Origin of the sequence: Amycolatopsis sp. NPDC051071 (genome assembly GCF_040682875.1) — a bacterium.
Classification (GTDB): domain Bacteria; phylum Actinomycetota; class Actinomycetes; order Mycobacteriales; family Pseudonocardiaceae; genus Amycolatopsis.
The window spans coordinates 1-15,684 of record NZ_JBFBBY010000095.1 but is presented as its reverse complement, the minus strand read 5'-3'; the positions used below and the strand labels follow the sequence as shown (position 1 = coordinate 15,684).

Here is a 15,684-nt window from a genome sequence, read left to right as displayed (position 1 = left end):
GTCATGACCGCCGCAGCGACAACGCCGAAGGGTGAGCGACGGCGCGCCGAGCTCATCGAGTCCGCCGCGGCTCTGCTCGCCGAGGGCGGATTCGACGCCGTGCGGCACCGTGCGGTCGCCGAACGCGCGGGTTTGCCGCTCGCCTCGACGACGTACTACTTCGACTCGCTCGAAGAACTCGTCACCGCCGCGGTGGAGCACCACGCGAACCTGGAGCTGGAGACCGGACGGCGACGGCTCGACGAGCTGGCGACCCGCAACCGCGGCGTCGAGGCCACCGTCGACTTGGTGCTGGACATGCTCCTCGGCCCGCTCCGCTCCGATCGTGAGGCCGACGCCGAGGCCGTCCTGCTGCGCTACGAACGGCTGGTCGCCACCGGCCGCCGTCCGTACCTGCGGCCCCTCATGCGGACGCTGTCCGTGCAGCTCACCGAACTACTGCACGAGATCTTCGCCCGGTCCGGCACCCCGGTGGACGCCGCCGAACTGGAGCGGCTGGTCGCGCTGGTCGACGGCGCCGTCGTCAACGCGCTGATCGCGGTGGACCCGGAACCCCGCGCCGCCGCCGCCCGCATGCTCCAGACCGCCCTGACCTGACCCCGACCGCCCGCAAGTAGTCCTCTAGTTGCGGTACTCGTGTCGCGAGTTCCGCCTTCAAGCACGCGAGATACGCCTTCAAGCACGCGAGTTACGGCTTCAAGCACGCGAGTTACGGCTTCAAGCACGCGAGTGCGCAGTCTGAGCACGCCTCGGCCGAGGCCACACAGTGGGCATCCGGGCCCTGCTCCAACGCCAGGACACTGGTCGCGCGAGGTAGGACCCGTTCAGGCGCGAGCAGAGGACCGGAAGCGGCCGGTTAGTCTGGCCGCGTGACGGACAAGCCCCTTATCCCCAACGTGCTCGCCGGCCGCTACGCCTCGCCTGAGCTGGTCGAACTGTGGTCCCCGGAACACAAGGTCGTGCTGGAGCGCGAGCTCTGGCTCGCCGTGCTTCGCGCGCAGGCCGACCTCGGCGTCGAGGTACCGGACGGGGTCGTCGCCGACTACGAGCGCGTGCTGGAGCAGGTCGACCTCGGCTCGATCGCCGCACGCGAGCGGGTCACCCGGCACGACGTGAAGGCCCGGATCGAGGAGTTCAACGCGCTCGCCGGGCACGAGCACGTCCACAAGGGCATGACGTCGCGGGATCTCACCGAGAACGTCGAGCAGCTGCAGGTCCGGCGTTCGCTGGAGCTGATGCGCAGCCGGGTCGGCGCGGTGCTGGCGCGTCTCGCCGTGATCGCGGTCGAGCATTCCGACACGGTGATGGCCGGCCGTTCGCATAACGTCGCCGCGCAGGCGACGACGCTGGGCAAGCGCTTCGCCACCGCCGCCGACGAGATGCTGGTCGCGTTCGAGCGGCTCGACGAGCTCATCGGCCGCTACCCGCTGCGCGGTATCAAGGGTCCGGTCGGCACCGCGCAGGACATGCTCGACCTGCTCGGCGACGAGTCCACTTTGGACGAACTGGAGTCGCGGGTCGCGAACCACCTCGGCTTCGAGCGGGTGTTCACCAGTGTCGGCCAGGTGTACCCGCGTTCGCTCGACTTCGACGTGCTGTCCGCCGTGGTCCAGCTGGCCGCGGCGCCGTCGAGCCTGGCGAAGACGATCCGCCTGATGGCGGGCAACGAACTGGTCACCGAGGGCTTCAAACCGGGCCAGGTCGGTTCGTCGGCCATGCCGCACAAGATGAACACGCGTTCGTGCGAGCGGGTCAACGGGCTCGCCGTGGTGTTGCGCGGCTACCTCTCGATGATCGGGGAGCTCGCAGGCGACCAGTGGAACGAAGGCGACGTCTCCGATTCCGTCGTCCGCCGGGTCGCGCTGCCCGACGCGTTCTTCGCGCTCGACGGCCTGCTGGAGACCTTCCTCACGGTCTTGGCCGAGTTCGGGGCCTTCCCGGCGGTCATTTCCCGTGAGCTCGATCGCTATCTGCCGTTCCTCGCCACCACCAAGGTGCTCATGGCCTCAATCCGCGCGGGTGTCGGACGTGAAACCGCTCACGAGGCCATCAAGGAGAACGCCGTCTCGGTCGCGCTGGCGATGCGGGAGCAGGGGCTGGTGCGAAACGACCTCCTCGACCGCCTCGCCGCCGACGAGCGCATCCCGCTCGACCGCGGTGAGCTGGACAAACTCCTCGCCGACCGGATCTCGTTCACCGGCGTCGCACCCCGGCAGGTGGCCGCGATCGCGTCGCGCGTCGAGGACGTCCTCAAACGTTTCCCGGAAGCCGCCGGGTACACGCCGGCACCGATTCTCTGACGTGTGAGCAGCCCCACCACAGGGCGTTCACAGAGTGGGACGAAGTTACTCGATCGGGCGAATTGCCTAATCTCGATCGCTGAACCCGGAGCGCCAGGCCGCCCATGAGGCGGCCTGGCGTGTTTGTATCGCGCCTTGCGCGCCGAAACCCTGGAAGAAGCGATGAGATCCACGCTGTCGAAATTCGTCGCCGTCGTCACGGCGGGTGCGGCCACCCTCGCCCTCGCCGCCTGCGGCGCGGGTGAGCCCGCCGCGAGCGGCCAGAAGCTGCGCGTCGGCACCCTGACCGACGCGCCGCCGTCGATTTATCTGGAGAACGGCAACTTCACCGGCTACGACAACGAACTGCTGCGCGACATCGCCAAACGTGAGGGCTTCGAGGTCGAGTTCGTCGGCACCGAGTTCGCCGGTCTGCTGGCGTCGGTCGCCACCAGCAAGTTCGACATCGGCAGTTCCACGATCTCCACCACCGAGGCCCGCAAGAAGACCGTGGCGTTCAGCAACGGCTACTCCACCGGGTTCACCACGATCGTCACCAAGAAGGGCGCGAGTCTCAAGGACGTCGCCTCCTTCAGCGGCAAGCGGCTCGGCGTCGTGCAGGCGTCGGTGCAGGACGATTTCGCCACCGGCAAGGTCCCCGGCGCCAACGTCGTCCGCTTCCCCGACTACAACGCCGGTTTCGCGCAGCTGAAGGCCGGCGGCCTCGACGGCTGGGTCGTGCCGAAGGACATCGGGCACAAGTACCTCGACCAGAACCCGGACGTGCCGTTGGAGTTCGGGTATACCGTCGAGACCAAGGACACGCCGTCCGCGTTCGCCGTCCGCAAGGACAACAAGGACCTGCTGAAGAAGCTCAACGACGGCCTCGCGAAGGCCGTGGCGGACGGCACCGTCGCCCGCCTGCACGCTCAGTTCTTCAAGAACGAGCCGCTGCCGAAGGAACTCGAGCAGGGTGGCCCCGGCCTCCCCGTTCAGAACCCGGGGGTCTGACACCATGAAGAAAACCTTGATCGCCACGATCGCCGCCGGCCTCGTCGCGGTGCTCGCCGCCTGCGGTGGTGGGGACGCCGCCGCCGACAAGACCCTCCGTGTCGGCACGCTGAGTGACGCGCCGCCGAACATCTACGTCGAGAACGGCAACTACACCGGCTTCGACAACGAGCTGCTGAAGGCCATCGCCGCCAAGCAGAACCTGAAGCTCGAGTTCGCGTCGACCGACTTCTCGTCGCTGCTGGGCCAGGTCGCGAACAACCAGTTCGACATCGCTTCGTCTGCCATCGCGCAGACCGAAGAGCGCAAGAAGAACGTCGACTTCTCCAGCCCGTACAACTTCGAAGTGATGAGCATCCAGACCAAGGACGGCTCGCCGATCACCGAAGAGAAGGCCCTGTCCGGCAAGCGGGTCGCGGTCATCCAGGCGACCGTCGGCGACAAGTGGCTTGGCGCGACCGTGCCCGACGCGCAGGCCGTGCGCTTCCCGGGTTACGCCCCCGCGCTGGCCGCGCTCAAGAGCGGCGCCGTCGACGCCTATGTCCTCGACCAGGCGATCGCCGAGACGAACGTCAAGGACAGCACTGATACGAAGCTCAAGGTCGTCAAGTCCTTCACCACCGACGTGCCCCACGGTTTCGCGGTGAAGAAGGGCAACGCCGAGCTGCTCACCAAGATCGACGACGGCCTCAAACAGGTCATTGCCGACGGCACCTGGGTCAAACTGCACGAGAAGTTCCTGCCGACGGCACCGGTTCCGGCCCAGTTCAAGGCGTGAGGAGCACGATGAAGAAGTCACTCGCCGCCGCTGTCGGTGCGCTCACCGCAGGCGCCCTCGTGGCTGTGCTGGCAGCGTGCGGCGGCGGTGAGGAAGCCGGCGCGGGCACCTTGCGCGTCGGCACCCTCAGCGACTCGAAACCCAACGCCTACCAGGAAAACGGCGTGTTCACCGGTTTCGACAACGAGCTGCTGAAGGCCATCGCCGCGAACCAGGATCTGAAACTCGAGTTCGTCTCCACGGAGTTCTCGGCGCTGCTGAGCCAGGTCGCCTCCGGCAAATTCGACATCGGCAGCTCGGCGATCTCCCAGACCGACGAACGCCGCAAGACGGTCGACTTCTCGGCGCCGTACAACTACCAGTCGCTCGGCATCGAAGCGCGCGACGGCACCGGCATCACCGACGAGAACTCCTTGACGGGCAAGCGAATCGGCGTCGTCCAGGGGACCGTTTCGGACAGCTGGCTCGCCTCGAACGCACCCGCCGCGAAGGCCGTGCGGTTCCCGCAGGACGCCGCCACACTGGCCGCGCTGAAGACCGGCGCCATCGACGGCGCGATCTTCGACCAGGCGACCGCCGAGGACTACGCGGCGAAGAACCCGGACGCCAAGCTCAAGGTGGTCAAGGCGATCACCACGACCATCCCGCACGGTTTCGCCGTCAGGAAGGGCAACACCGAACTCGCGGGCAAGATCAACGCCGGGCTCAAGGCGGTCATCGCCGACGGGACCTGGGAAAAGGTGCACCAGCGGTTCGAACCGAACGCGCCGGTGCCCGCGGACTTCAAGGCCGGGCAGCGATAAGTGAGCGACTTCTTCACCACCTTCCTCAACTGGGACTACATCTGGGCGGTCTTCCCGGATCTGCTCAAGACGGGGCTGCTGAACACGCTGATCATGTCGGTGTTCTCGGCGCTGATCGGCACCGTGCTCGGCATGCTGCTGGCCACGATGGGCTTGTCCAGCAAGGCGTGGCTGCGCTGGCCCGCCAGGGTGTACACCGACATCTTCCGCGGTCTGCCCGCGATCCTGACCATCCTGGTGATCGGACAGGGCGGCGGGATTCTCTTCCCGTCGATGGCAAGGAACACCTACCCGCTGGGCATTCTGGCGCTCAGCCTGATCGCGGCCGCCTACATCGGCGAGATCTTCCGCGCCGGTATCCAGAGTGTCGAAAAAGGACAGATGGAGGCCAGCCGCGCGCTGGGCATGACCTACACCAAGGCGATGGCGCTCGTGGTCATCCCGCAGGGTGTGCGGCGTGTGCTGCCCGCGCTGGTGAACCAGTTCATCGCGCTGATCAAGGACTCCAGCCTGGTGTACTTCCTCGGTTTCCTCGCCGAGCAGCGTGACCTGTTCCGCATCGGGCAGGACCTCGCGGCCAACACCGGGAACCTGTCGCCGCTGGTCGCGGCCGGTTTCTTCTATCTGGTGATCACCGTGCCGCTGACCCACCTTGTCAACTACATCGACAAGAAGCTGCGTACCGGCAGGAAGGTCCGCGCCGATGACGACGACGGCGGCGATCTGGAACTGCTGAACGCCGGAAAGGTGCCGATGTCATGACCACCCCCAAGGCGACCGCTGTCCGTTCTTCAAGCGTCGAACTCCGCGACATCCACGTCTCCTTCGGTACCCTCGAAGTGCTGAAGGGCGTGAACCTCAAGGTCGAAAAGGGCCGCACGACCTGCATCATCGGGCCGTCCGGTTCCGGTAAGTCGACCCTGCTGCGTTGCGTGAACCGCCTGCAGGAGCCCGACTCGGGTGACCTGCTGCTGGGCGGCGAGAGCGTCGTCTCGTCCGACCCGGACGCGTTGCGCCAGCGGGTCGGGATGGTGTTCCAGCACTTCAACCTGTTCGGCCACCGCAGCGTGCTGGACAACATCACCCTCCCTCTGCGCAGCGTGCGGAAACTCGGCAAGGCGGAGGCGACGGAGATCGCACACGCCCGCCTCGCCGAGGTCGGCCTCGCCGACAAGGCGCCGTACCGGCCGAGCGCGCTTTCCGGCGGGCAGCAGCAGCGGGTCGCGATCGCGCGGGCGCTCGCGATGGAGCCCGAGGTCATGCTGTTCGACGAGGCGACCAGCGCGCTCGACCCGGAACTGGTCAAGGGCGTCCTCAACCTCATGGCAGGTCTCGCCGAACGCGGGCTGACGTTGCTCGTGGTCACCCACGAGATGGGGTTCGCGCGCGGCGTCGCCGACGAGGTCGCGTTCATGGACGCCGGGAAGATCGTCGAACATGACGCTCCGGAGGTGATCTTCGACGCTCCGCGGAGCGAGCGGCTGCAGCGCTTCCTGTCCCAGGTGCTTTGATGCGGACGACTCGCTAACCTGCGGCTATGGCGAGAGTGGCGAGGCTGGTCTATTACCCCGTCAAGGGCTGTTCGGGGACGTCGGTCGACACGGCCGATGTGACCCCGGCCGGCCTGAAGTTCGACCGTGCGTGGATGGTCGTGTCACCGGAGGGTGAGTTCCGCAGCCAGCGGAAACATCCGGTGATGGCCGCGATCCGGGCCGAAGTGCTGGACGACGGCGCCCGGCTGCGGCTCACCGCGCCCGGCGTCGAGGACCTGCTGGTCGACGTGGTCGCGGACGGGCCGAGGCAGCCGGCGTCCACGTTCACCTGGCAGGGCAAGGGCGTCCACCAGGGCGACGAGGCGGCGGAATGGTTCTCCGACGTCCTCGGCCTCCCCTCGGTGTTCGTCGGGCTCGCGCCGGAGCATGAACGCGTCACCGACGGCGAGCACCCCGGCACCGCCGCGTTCGCCGACGCGCACGCGATCCTGCTCACCTCGAAGTCCTCTTTGGACGGTCTGAACGAGCGCATCGCGGCACGCGGGGCCGAGGCGGTGCCGATGGACCGCTTCCGCCCCAACATCGTCGTCGCGGGCTGGCCGGAGCCACACCGGGAGGACGCCGTCCGCTCGCTCGCCGTCGGCGGCCTGGAGCTGGGCTACGCCAAGGTCTGCGTCCGCTGCACGGTGCCGATGGTCGACCAGGACACCGGCAAAAAGGCAGGCCCGGAGCCGATCCGCTCGCTCGCCGACTACCGCCGTGAGCCCGAGGGCGGCGTCTCGTTCGGGATCAAGATGGCGGTGACCGGGCCGGGTCAGCTCGCCGTCGGCGACGAGGTGATCGTGCATTCCTGGGCTGGTCCGAGCCCGAGCACGGCGGCGGCCGAACCGCCGTTCACCGCGACCGCGAGCCGCCCCGCCGAATCCGTGTAGAGCACGTTCGATCCCGGCGGGACCGTGCCGAAGGTGTCGCCGACCGCGGCCTTCACGAGCACCCGCTCGCTGCTGACCGACACCGTGCCGGAGAGCCCGGCCAAGTCGAGGTCAGCCGGGCTCGCGGACAACTGGACGTTGCCGAAATGGTCGACCGTGAGCACCTCGGTCACCAGTTTGCCGGGGAAGACGGCGACGAACGGATCCGGCAACCGCACGAGGTTTTCGATTGGTGGACCGAAACTCTCTGGTGCGACACCGAGCGCGAGATGCGCGGCCGCCGGGGCGAAGATGTCGCGACCGTGGAACGTCGACGACGTCACCGGAAGGCGGTATTCCGGAGCGGTCAATTCGTAGGCGGCTATCACCCCGCTGAGTGTTTCGGCGGCGGGAATGAGGAGTCCGTTGTCCGGGCCGACGAGGATTCCGCGCTCCGTGACCACCACGACACCGCGTCGCGCGGTGCCGACTCCCGGGTCGACGACGGCGAGGTGCACCGCGTCCGGCAGGAACGGCGCGGTCTGCGCGAGCACTTCGGCGCCGGTCCTGACCTGCTGTGGAGGGATTTCGTGGGTCACGTCGAGCAGCCGCACGGACGGCGCGATCCGGGCGATCACACCGTGACAGGCGGCCACGAAACCGTCGCTGAGCCCGTAGTCGGTGGTGAAGGAGATCCAGTGGATCGGCATGATCAGCCATCATCCTTGATCGCTAGGGTGCAGCCGTGACGACGCTCGAATATCCGAAGATCGCCGCCGGCAAGGTCCGAGAGCTTTACGCCGTCGATGACGAGCATCTGCTGCTCGTCACTTCAGACCGGATCTCCGCCTACGACGTCATCTTCACCACGCCCATCCCCGACAAGGGGCGGGTGCTCACGGCGATGAGCGTGTTCTGGTTCTCCCAACTCTCCGATGTCCTCCCCAACCACCTCGTCTCCTACGACGACGAACGGATCCCCGCCGAGGTCCGGGGCCGCGCGCTTTTGGTGCGGCGGCTGGCGATGCTGCCGGTCGAAGCCGTCGCCCGCGGTTATCTCACCGGCACCGGTCTCGTCGATTATCGCGCGCGCGGCACGGTCTGCGGCGTCGAACTTCCCGACGGCCTGACCGAATCCTCCCGGCTCCCCGAGCCCATCTTCACCCCCGCGACCAAGGCCGATCACGGGTCACACGACGAGAACATCGCGTTCTCCGACGTCGTCGGGCAGCTCGGCCGGAAACGGGCGGAAGAACTCCGTGAGGCGACGCTGGCGGTATACCGGCGCGGCGCGGAATTCGCCGCCGAACGGGGAATCCTCCTCGCCGACACGAAGCTCGAATTCGGCGTCGATCCCGAGGGGAACCTCGTGCTCGCCGACGAGGTACTGACCCCGGATTCCTCCCGCTATTGGCAGGCCGACGGCTATACGGCGGGCAGCCCGCAGCCGTCGTTCGACAAGCAGCCGCTGCGGGACTGGCTGACCGGGCCCGCGTCCGGCTGGCACCGCATGGAGAGACCAAAGCCGCCACCGTTGCCCGACGAAATCGTCGCCGCCACACGGGCGAGGTACATCGAGGCGTATGAACGCATCACCGGCCGTTCGCTCGACGACTGGCCCAGCTGATTCGCTCGGCTGACCTGCGGCGTTTACTCCGTCGTCAGTCCGACGCAAGGCCGGTCTGGCCCAATGGGCATCGTGGACGCACGTTTGCTGGTTTCCCTGTCCGGCGTGACCACCCGGACGTTGCACCGCTGTGCCGACCTCGCGGCCGAACTCGACCGGCGCAAGGTCCCGTTGTCCGTGCTCTACGCCGCTCGCACCGGCGAGGGCCCGGTGACCGAGTGGGTACGGACGCGCCGCGCTCGCGGCGACTCCGTCCTCCTTCACGGCTACGACCATCAGATCACTCCCCATCACCGCGCCGTCTACCTGGGCAAACGCGCTGAATTCGCGGCATTGCCCGCCCACGAGGCGCGGCTGCGGCTGATCGCGGCGAAGGCGGCGCTCGACGCCAACGGCATGGCCGTCGACGGATTCGCGCCGCCACGCTGGATCGCGTCGGAAGGCACCGTGCAGGCCCTGCGTGAGCACGGATTCGCGTTATGCGCGGACCTGGTCTCGGTGCGGGACCTGGTGACCGGCCAGGTCCGGCGCTCGCGGGTGCAGGAGTTCAGCGGGCCGTCGCAGCGGACCGAGACCGTCCGGTGCTTCGCGCTGGTGCTGGCCGCCGCCAGGGCCGCGCGGCGCGGCGGGCTGGTGCGGCTCGGTATCGACGCCGCCGACCTCGCCCGGCCGGGACTGCGGCAGGCGTTCCTGGACGCCGTCGACGTCTCGCTGGAGAACCGCGCCTTCGGGACCACTTACGGCTCGCTGCGAACCGCTGTCAGAGCTTGATGGGCTCCCCGACATCGAGAACCTTGACCTCGGTGCCCTCCGGAGCGAGGTTGGCGAACAGGCCGTAGTGCATCTGCGGCCGCGCGAGCACGGCTTCGTGGATCGGCACGGCGAGGCGCGGGGAGACCGCGCGCAGGTAGTCGACGGCTTCGCCCGCCTTGAGCCACGGGGCACCGGTGGGCAGGCCGAGGACGTCGATCTTCTGCTCGGGCACGAAGAACGAGTCGCCAGGGTGGTAGAAGGCGCCGTGGTCGACGATGTAGCCGACGTTCGGGATCGTCGGGATTTCCTCGTGGATCGTCGCGTGCTCGCCGCCGACCACGGTGATGCCGCTGGAGCCGATACCGAAGGCGTCGCCGGGGTTCGCGATCTGGAACTCGGCGCCGAGCTTCCGGACGGCGTCGGCGGAACCAGGGTCGACGATCAGCCGCGCGCCGGGATTCGCCTCCAGCAGCGCGGGCAGCCGTTCGACGTCGAGGTGGTCGAAATGCTGGTGGGTGATGAGGATGGCGTCCAGCTCACGCTCACCCTCGAAACCCGCCGAGAAGGCGCCGGGGTCGATCAGGATCCGCGCGCCCTCGGTCTCCAGAAGTGTGCAAGCGTGTCCAAAATGGACAATACGCATCGAATTCTCTCTCTCGGTCGGTCATTTCCAGCCTAGGCGCGTAACAGGGCGTCGCCAAGTTCAGTGCGCGAGTAGCACACTTCGCGGCCGCGGCACTTTGCGCTACGCAGACGGCGATCAGGAGTACTACAGCAAGGGGGGCGTGTTCCCTCTCCCGGAGTTCTGACGACTTCGGCGCCCTTGTCACCTCGGTCTCCTGTGGAATGCTGGTGGGCACGCCCCAGGTGAGCTATTGGCACGCCGTCAGTAACGTCGTAGCCTGGGCTTTGAGCCGAGACACGGGAGAAGTCGATGACCGCAGTCCAGCCGAAGCCGACCGCGCACAGCGTGGGGGAGACCTTCGATTCCCTCAGTCCGGCGACCGACGAGGTCGTCGGCACCTATCCAGTGCACACCGCCGACGACGTCCGCGCCGCTGTCGCCCGCGCGAAGGACGCCGCCGATTGGTGGGCCGGGCTCGGCTTCGACGGTCGCGCGGAACGGCTGCGCCGCTGGAAGGGCGTCATCACCCGGCGGCTGCCGCAGCTGTGCCAGGTGGTGCGTGACGAGACCGGCAAGCCGATCGCCGACGCCCAGCTGGAGAGCGTCCTCGCCATCGAGCACATCGCGTGGGCGGGCAAGCACGCGCGCAAGGTGCTCGGCAAGCAGCGCCGCGCGGCCGGGCTGATGATGTCGAACCAGGCGGCGACGGTCGAGTACCAGCCGCTCGGCGTCGTCGGCGTGATCGGCCCATGGAACTACCCCGTCTTCACCCCGCTCGGCTCCATCGCCTACGCCCTCGCCGCCGGCAACACCGTGGTCTTCAAGCCCAGCGAGTACACGCCGGGTGTCGGCAAGTGGCTGGTCGACGCCTTCGCCGAGGTCGTCCCGGAGTGGCCGGTGCTGCAGCTGATCACCGGTTTCGGTGAGACGGGCGCGGCGCTGGTCGGTGCGGGTGTGCACAAGATCGCGTTCACCGGCTCGACCGGCACGGGTAAGAAGATCATGGCCGCGGCCGCCGAGACGTTGACGCCGGTGATCATCGAGGCAGGCGGCAAGGACGCGGTCCTTGTCGACGCGGACGCCGACCTCGAAGCCGCCGCCGACGCCACCGTCTGGGGCGCGTTCTCCAACTCGGGTCAGACCTGCATCGGCGTCGAGCGCGTGTACGTCCACGAGAGCGTGCACGACGATTTCGTCGCGAAGGTCGTCGAGAAGTCGAAGGACGTACGGGCCGGTTCGGACGATGAAGCCCAGTACGGCCCGGTGACGATGCCTTCGCAGCTCTCGGTGATCAAGCGTCACATCGCGGACGCCATCGAGCGCGGCGGCAAGGCGCTGGTCGGCGGGGTCGACGCGGTCGGCGACCGCTACGTGCAGCCGACGGTGCTTGTCGACGTCCCGGAGGACTCCTCCGCGGTCCAGGAGGAGACGTTCGGCCCGACAGTCACCATCGCGAAGGTCCGCGACATGGACGAAGCCGTCGAGAAGGCCAACGACACCAAGTACGGCCTGGGTTCGACGGTGTTCTCGAAGTCGCGCGGTTTGGAACTGGCCGCCCGGCTGCGCACCGGCATGACGTCGATCAACGCTCCGCTTTCCTTCGCCGGTATCGCTTCGCTGCCCTTCGGCGGTGTCGGCGACTCGGGCTTCGGGCGCATCCACGGCCCCGAAGGCCTCCGCGAGTTCGCCCGGCCGAAGGCCATCGCGCGGCAGCGGTTCACCGCGCCGATCGTGCTGACCTCGTTTTCCCGCAAGGAAAAGACCGACGCCCTGGTGGCGAAGCTGATCACCGTCCTGCACGGAAAACGCTGACCCGAAACCTCTTGCTCGCGTGTCATGAAAGGGTCTTATAGGACGAAAAACGTCCTATAAGACCCTTTCATGACACTTGGTGCTAGCGCACGCCCCGGATGAGGTCCGCGGCCTTCTCCGCCACCATGATCGTCGGCGCGTTCGTGTTCCCGCGCGGCACCACGGGCATCACCGACGCGTCCACGACCCGCAGTCCGTCCACACCGCGCACCTTCAGCGACGGGTCGACGACGGCGTTCTCGTCCGTCCCCATCGAGCAGGTCCCCACCGGGTGGTACAGCGTCTGCGTCTTCTCGCGGACGTAGTCGGCCAGTTCGGTGTCGGTCAGGTCCTGGCGTTCTGGCAGGAACGGTTTGTCCAGGTATCGCGCCAGCGGACCCGACTTCCCGATCTCCACCAAAGCGCGCAGCCCGGCGAGCATCCGCTCCATGTCGATGGACTCGGCGTAGTAGGCCGGGTCGATTTCGGGCTTCCACAAGGGATTCCCCGATTTCAGCCGCAGCCGTCCCCGGCTCGCGACGTCGACCAGTGTCGCCGCCGACGTGAAGCCGGACACCGTGGGTTCACGCATCCCGTTGTCGTAGAACAACGTCGGCGCGACGTGGATCTGCATGTCCGGCGGCGAAACGCCGTCCGCGGCCGGGAAGAACGCGCCCGCCTCGCCGATGTTCGACGCCAGCGGACCGCGTTTGGTCAGCTGGTAGCGCACCAGGCCGCCGGGTGTCGCCGCGTCCACCAGGTCGGTGGTGTCACGGGTGGACCAGATGATCCCGCAGGCCGGATGGTCGTGGAGATTGCCGCCGACGCCGGGGAGTGCGGCGATGACGTCGATTCCGTGCTCCCGCAGGTGTTCCGCCGGTCCGACACCGGACAGCATCAGCAGTTGCGGCGAGTTCACCGCGCCGCCGCTGAGCAGGACTTCGGTGGACGCGCGCACCGTCGTCTCGACACCTTTGTCCAAATAGGACACGCCGACCGCGCGGTTGCCTTCGAACACGACACGCGTCGCCTGCGCGTGCGTTCGCACGGTGAGGTTCGGCCGCGTCAGCGCGGGCCGCAGGTACGCGTCGGCCGTCGACCAGCGGCGGCCCTTCTTACACGTCACCTGGTAGACGCCGGCGCCTTCCTGCGTCTCGCCGTTGAAGTCGTCGGTGCGTTTGAGACCCCACGCGACCGCGGAATCCACCCAGGCATGGGAAAGCTCGTGGGTGAAGCGCCGGTCCTCGACATTCAGTGGCCCGTCGGTGCCGTGCAGCGGCCCACCGAGCCGCTGGTTGCCCTCGGCCCGCTTGAAGTACGGCAGGACGTCGTCGAAGCCCCAGCCCTCGGCGCCGTGTCCGTCACGCCAGCCGTCGTAGTCCGCGCGGTTGCCGCGGATGTAGATCATCGCGTTGATCGAGGAGCAGCCGCCGAGTGTCTTGCCGCGCGGCCAGTACGTGGTCTTGCCGGTGTGCTTCTGCTCGACCGTCTCGTAGTTCCAGTCGAACTTCGTCTTGAACAGGCCGGGGAACGCGGCCGGGATGTGGATCTCGTCGGCGTCGTCCTCGCCGCCCGCCTCCAGCAGGAGGACCCGCGCGGACGGATCCTCGGTCAGCCGGTTCGCCAGTACGCATCCCGCGCTGCCCGCGCCGACGATGACGTAGTCGAAGGAGTCCTGATCGGCCACGGTGCCTCCTGCTGCTGCTGATCACCCGGTGTTGGCGCCCCGCCAATGGGCTCATCTTGGCCCAGCGCCGCGCTCCGAGCATCCCCCAGTCGAAGGATGAAGGCGAGCTCAGTCGGAGTCGGGTGAAAACGAGGTCACGCAGGGGCCGCCCTCGGCCTTGTCCTCGGTCTCGACCCGGCCAGGCGCCGGTACCCCGTCGACGTCGCCGGCGAGATGCAGGATCGTCTGCTCCGCCGTGGTCAGCACGTCCGCCTTCTCGACGGTGTACCGCGCTTCGCCGTGGATGATTTGCTGCACGCCGTCACGGGTGGTGTCGGGCACCTTCCCGCACAGCACGGACAACGCCGCCGGGATGTCGCGCGCGTTGATCGCGTCGACGAACTTGTTCCCCGCCTCTTCCCCGGTCTTGACGTCGGGCCGGGGACCGGGTTTGGCGTCGATGCCCGGCAGCGGCTCCGGCTCCCCGCCGACCTTGGTGTCGCGGACGCACCAGCCGCCATCGCCGGGGATCATCGCGATCCCGACGGTCTGCCCGGCGGCCGTGAACGTGGCCGAGTACTCCTGCGCCGCACGCTGACGCGCGGGCGTGCCAAGCTGCGCGCCGTCCGAGACGGCCATGGTCTGTTCGAAGGCGTAGGACCGCTTCGAGCGGATCTTGCACCAGAGCGAGCTCACGCGGTCTTCGGCGACGCCGTTCACGAAGGACCGGCTCAGCTGCTCCGGCGTCGCGCGGGACTCGGTGTCGAGCTTGGACTTGAAGAACCCCGGCGTCACGAAACCGGTGAACGCGACCCCGCCCGCGATCAGGACGAAGACCAGCACCAGCGTGATCCAGAGCCAGGTCTTCGACTTCTTCGGCGGAGCGCTGTACCCGTACTGGGGTTGCCCGTAGGTCATGCGGTAACCGTAGTGAAGTAGGCTCGGGCGGTACCCACGACCTGCGTGAATAAGGAGCAGCCTGCCGTGGCCCGAGTCGTTGTCGACGTCATGCCCAAGCCCGAAATCCTCGACCCGCAGGGGCAGGCGGCGCTCGGCGCCGCCGGTCGTCTCGGCTTCACCGGGATCACCGAGATCCGCCAGGGCAAGCACTTCGAGATCGAGGTCGACGACTCCGTCGACGACGCGACGCTCGAAAAGATCGCCGAGGGCTTCCTCGCGAACCCGGTCATCGAGCAGTGGACCATCACCAGGGTCGGCGCGTGAGCGCCCGCATCGGGGTCATCACCTTCCCCGGCACCCTCGACGACGGTGACGCGGCCCGCGCGGCCCGCTACGCCGGCGCCGAAGCCGTCCCGCTGTGGCACGCCGACGAGGACCTGAAGGGCGTCGACGCGGTCGTCGTCCCGGGTGGCTTCTCCTACGGCGACTACCTGCGTGCCGGCGTCATCGCCCGGTTCGCGCCGGTGATGTCGCCGGTGATCGAGGCGGCCCGCAAGGGTATGCCGGTGCTGGGCATCTGCAACGGCTTCCAGATCCTGTGCGAGGCCGGGCTGCTGCCGGGCGCGATGGTCCGCAACGCGGGACTGCACTTCATCTGCCGCGACCAGTGGCTGCGCGTCGAGAACAACGAGACCGCGTGGACCACCCGGTACGACAAGGGTGCCGAGATCCTCATCCCGATGAAGAACATCGACGGCTGCTTCGTCGCCGAGCAGGCCACCCTCGACGAGCTGGAGGGTGAGGGCCGCGTGGTGTTCCGCTACGTCGGCGGCAACCCGAACGGCTCGCGTAACGACATCGCCGGGATCCGCAGCGAGAACGGCCGCGTGGTCGGGCTCATGCCACATCCGGAGCACGCCATCGACGCCCTCACCGGGCCTTCCGATGACGGCCTCGGCATGTTCTACAGCGCCGTGGACGCTCTGGTGGCCACTGCCTGACGTGTCATGAGGGGTCCCCATAGGACCATTTTTGTCCTATGGGGAC

At 67.9% G+C, this 15,684-nt stretch carries 17 protein-coding genes; 13 read left to right on the top strand and 4 right to left on the bottom strand.

Annotated elements, in window-relative coordinates:
* Positions 1-3: 3 nt before the first annotated feature.
* The 8 genes from AB0M65_RS26725 (at position 4) to AB0M65_RS26690 (ending at position 7,296) form a co-directional block, all read left to right on the top strand.
* Entirely contained in the window at positions 4-597 is a 594-nt protein-coding gene (locus tag AB0M65_RS26725; protein WP_364032987.1) for a TetR family transcriptional regulator, read from the top strand.
* A 272-nt stretch (positions 598-869) separates the two neighbouring features.
* The gene (purB, locus tag AB0M65_RS26720) at positions 870-2,300 is read left to right on the top strand and encodes an adenylosuccinate lyase (protein ID WP_364032985.1); all 1,431 of its coding nucleotides are present in this window, start codon (positions 870-872) and stop codon (positions 2,298-2,300) included.
* A gap of 162 nt (positions 2,301-2,462) precedes the next feature.
* On the top strand, positions 2,463-3,290 hold the full coding sequence (locus AB0M65_RS26715; RefSeq protein WP_364032982.1) for a transporter substrate-binding domain-containing protein: 828 nt from the start codon (positions 2,463-2,465) through the stop codon (positions 3,288-3,290).
* Between the two features lie 4 nt (positions 3,291-3,294).
* Positions 3,295-4,068, top strand: a complete 774-nt coding sequence (locus AB0M65_RS26710; RefSeq protein ID WP_364032979.1) for an ABC transporter substrate-binding protein — start codon at positions 3,295-3,297, stop codon at positions 4,066-4,068.
* 8 nt (positions 4,069-4,076) lie between these two features.
* A complete protein-coding gene (locus AB0M65_RS26705; RefSeq protein ID WP_364032976.1) occupies positions 4,077-4,871 on the top strand; it encodes an ABC transporter substrate-binding protein in 795 nt (264 codons plus the stop codon).
* Positions 4,872-5,633: an amino acid ABC transporter permease gene (locus AB0M65_RS26700; RefSeq protein WP_364032973.1), complete on the top strand. Its 762-nt coding sequence runs from the start codon at positions 4,872-4,874 to the stop codon at positions 5,631-5,633. It abuts the gene before it with no gap.
* Complete coding sequence (locus AB0M65_RS26695; RefSeq protein WP_364032970.1) at positions 5,630-6,382, top strand: amino acid ABC transporter ATP-binding protein; 753 nt, start codon at positions 5,630-5,632, stop codon at positions 6,380-6,382. Before AB0M65_RS26700 ends, AB0M65_RS26695 begins: the two co-directional genes overlap by 4 nt.
* Positions 6,383-6,408: 26 nt before the next feature.
* A complete protein-coding gene (locus AB0M65_RS26690; RefSeq protein WP_364032967.1) occupies positions 6,409-7,296 on the top strand; it encodes an MOSC N-terminal beta barrel domain-containing protein in 888 nt (295 codons plus the stop codon).
* On the opposite strand, the gene AB0M65_RS26685 is transcribed toward AB0M65_RS26690, so the two are convergent.
* Complete coding sequence (locus AB0M65_RS26685) at positions 7,179-7,985, bottom strand: SAM-dependent chlorinase/fluorinase (RefSeq protein WP_364032964.1); 807 nt, start codon at positions 7,983-7,985, stop codon at positions 7,179-7,181. The two genes, AB0M65_RS26690 and AB0M65_RS26685, sit on opposite strands and share 118 nt — an antisense overlap.
* A gap of 35 nt (positions 7,986-8,020) precedes the next feature.
* Here AB0M65_RS26685 and AB0M65_RS26680 point away from each other — a divergent pair, with 35 nt between their 5' ends.
* Together AB0M65_RS26680 and AB0M65_RS26675 are read left to right on the top strand one after the other, a co-directional pair.
* A complete protein-coding gene (locus AB0M65_RS26680) occupies positions 8,021-8,902 on the top strand; it encodes a phosphoribosylaminoimidazolesuccinocarboxamide synthase (protein WP_364032961.1) in 882 nt (293 codons plus the stop codon).
* Positions 8,903-8,965: 63 nt separating this feature from the next.
* Positions 8,966-9,673 (top strand): DUF2334 domain-containing protein, encoded by a 708-nt coding sequence (locus AB0M65_RS26675; RefSeq protein WP_364032958.1) that lies wholly within the window; start codon positions 8,966-8,968, stop codon positions 9,671-9,673.
* On the opposite strand, the gene AB0M65_RS26670 is transcribed toward AB0M65_RS26675, so the two are convergent.
* Positions 9,663-10,298, bottom strand: a complete 636-nt coding sequence (locus tag AB0M65_RS26670; RefSeq protein WP_364032955.1) for an MBL fold metallo-hydrolase — start codon at positions 10,296-10,298, stop codon at positions 9,663-9,665. The two genes, AB0M65_RS26675 and AB0M65_RS26670, sit on opposite strands and share 11 nt — an antisense overlap.
* Before the next feature lie 291 nt (positions 10,299-10,589).
* On the opposite strand from AB0M65_RS26670, the gene AB0M65_RS26665 reads away from it, so the two are divergent.
* Positions 10,590-12,092, top strand: coding sequence for an aldehyde dehydrogenase family protein (locus AB0M65_RS26665; protein ID WP_364032952.1), 1,503 nt, complete (start codon positions 10,590-10,592; stop codon positions 12,090-12,092).
* An 82-nt stretch (positions 12,093-12,174) separates the two neighbouring features.
* On the opposite strand, the gene AB0M65_RS26660 is transcribed toward AB0M65_RS26665, so the two are convergent.
* Both AB0M65_RS26660 and AB0M65_RS26655 read right to left on the bottom strand, forming a co-directional pair.
* Positions 12,175-13,758: a GMC family oxidoreductase N-terminal domain-containing protein gene (locus AB0M65_RS26660; protein WP_364032949.1), complete on the bottom strand. Its 1,584-nt coding sequence runs from the start codon at positions 13,756-13,758 to the stop codon at positions 12,175-12,177.
* A 108-nt stretch (positions 13,759-13,866) separates the two neighbouring features.
* Positions 13,867-14,655, bottom strand: a complete 789-nt coding sequence (locus tag AB0M65_RS26655; protein ID WP_364032946.1) for a hypothetical protein — start codon at positions 14,653-14,655, stop codon at positions 13,867-13,869.
* Positions 14,656-14,721: 66 nt separating this feature from the next.
* Here AB0M65_RS26655 and purS point away from each other — a divergent pair, with 66 nt between their 5' ends.
* Both purS and purQ read left to right on the top strand, forming a co-directional pair.
* Complete coding sequence (gene purS, locus AB0M65_RS26650) at positions 14,722-14,961, top strand: phosphoribosylformylglycinamidine synthase subunit PurS (RefSeq protein WP_364032943.1); 240 nt, start codon at positions 14,722-14,724, stop codon at positions 14,959-14,961.
* Complete coding sequence (gene purQ / locus AB0M65_RS26645; RefSeq protein WP_364032940.1) at positions 14,958-15,638, top strand: phosphoribosylformylglycinamidine synthase subunit PurQ; 681 nt, start codon at positions 14,958-14,960, stop codon at positions 15,636-15,638. The genes purS and purQ overlap by 4 nt, the downstream gene beginning before the upstream one ends.
* Positions 15,639-15,684: the final 46 nt, after the last annotated feature.

What these genes read in the sequence shown, in the direction of transcription:
- AB0M65_RS26725 (WP_364032987.1), top strand. Translation starts at nt 4, where the DNA reads ATGACCGCCGCAGCGACAACGCCGAAGGGTGAGCGACGGCGCGCCGAG.
- AB0M65_RS26715 (WP_364032982.1), top strand. Translation starts at nt 2,463, where the DNA reads ATGAGATCCACGCTGTCGAAATTCGTCGCCGTCGTCACGGCGGGTGCG.
- AB0M65_RS26710 (WP_364032979.1), top strand. Translation starts at nt 3,295, where the DNA reads ATGAAGAAAACCTTGATCGCCACGATCGCCGCCGGCCTCGTCGCGGTG.
- AB0M65_RS26705 (WP_364032976.1), top strand. Translation starts at nt 4,077, where the DNA reads ATGAAGAAGTCACTCGCCGCCGCTGTCGGTGCGCTCACCGCAGGCGCC.
- AB0M65_RS26695 (WP_364032970.1), top strand. Translation starts at nt 5,630, where the DNA reads ATGACCACCCCCAAGGCGACCGCTGTCCGTTCTTCAAGCGTCGAACTC.
- AB0M65_RS26690 (WP_364032967.1), top strand. Translation starts at nt 6,409, where the DNA reads ATGGCGAGAGTGGCGAGGCTGGTCTATTACCCCGTCAAGGGCTGTTCG.
- AB0M65_RS26685 (WP_364032964.1), bottom strand. Translation starts at nt 7,985, where the DNA reads ATGCCGATCCACTGGATCTCCTTCACCACCGACTACGGGCTCAGCGAC.
- AB0M65_RS26675 (WP_364032958.1), top strand. Translation starts at nt 8,966, where the DNA reads ATGGGCATCGTGGACGCACGTTTGCTGGTTTCCCTGTCCGGCGTGACC.
- AB0M65_RS26670 (WP_364032955.1), bottom strand. Translation starts at nt 10,298, where the DNA reads ATGCGTATTGTCCATTTTGGACACGCTTGCACACTTCTGGAGACCGAG.
- AB0M65_RS26665 (WP_364032952.1), top strand. Translation starts at nt 10,590, where the DNA reads ATGACCGCAGTCCAGCCGAAGCCGACCGCGCACAGCGTGGGGGAGACC.
- AB0M65_RS26655 (WP_364032946.1), bottom strand. Translation starts at nt 14,655, where the DNA reads ATGACCTACGGGCAACCCCAGTACGGGTACAGCGCTCCGCCGAAGAAG.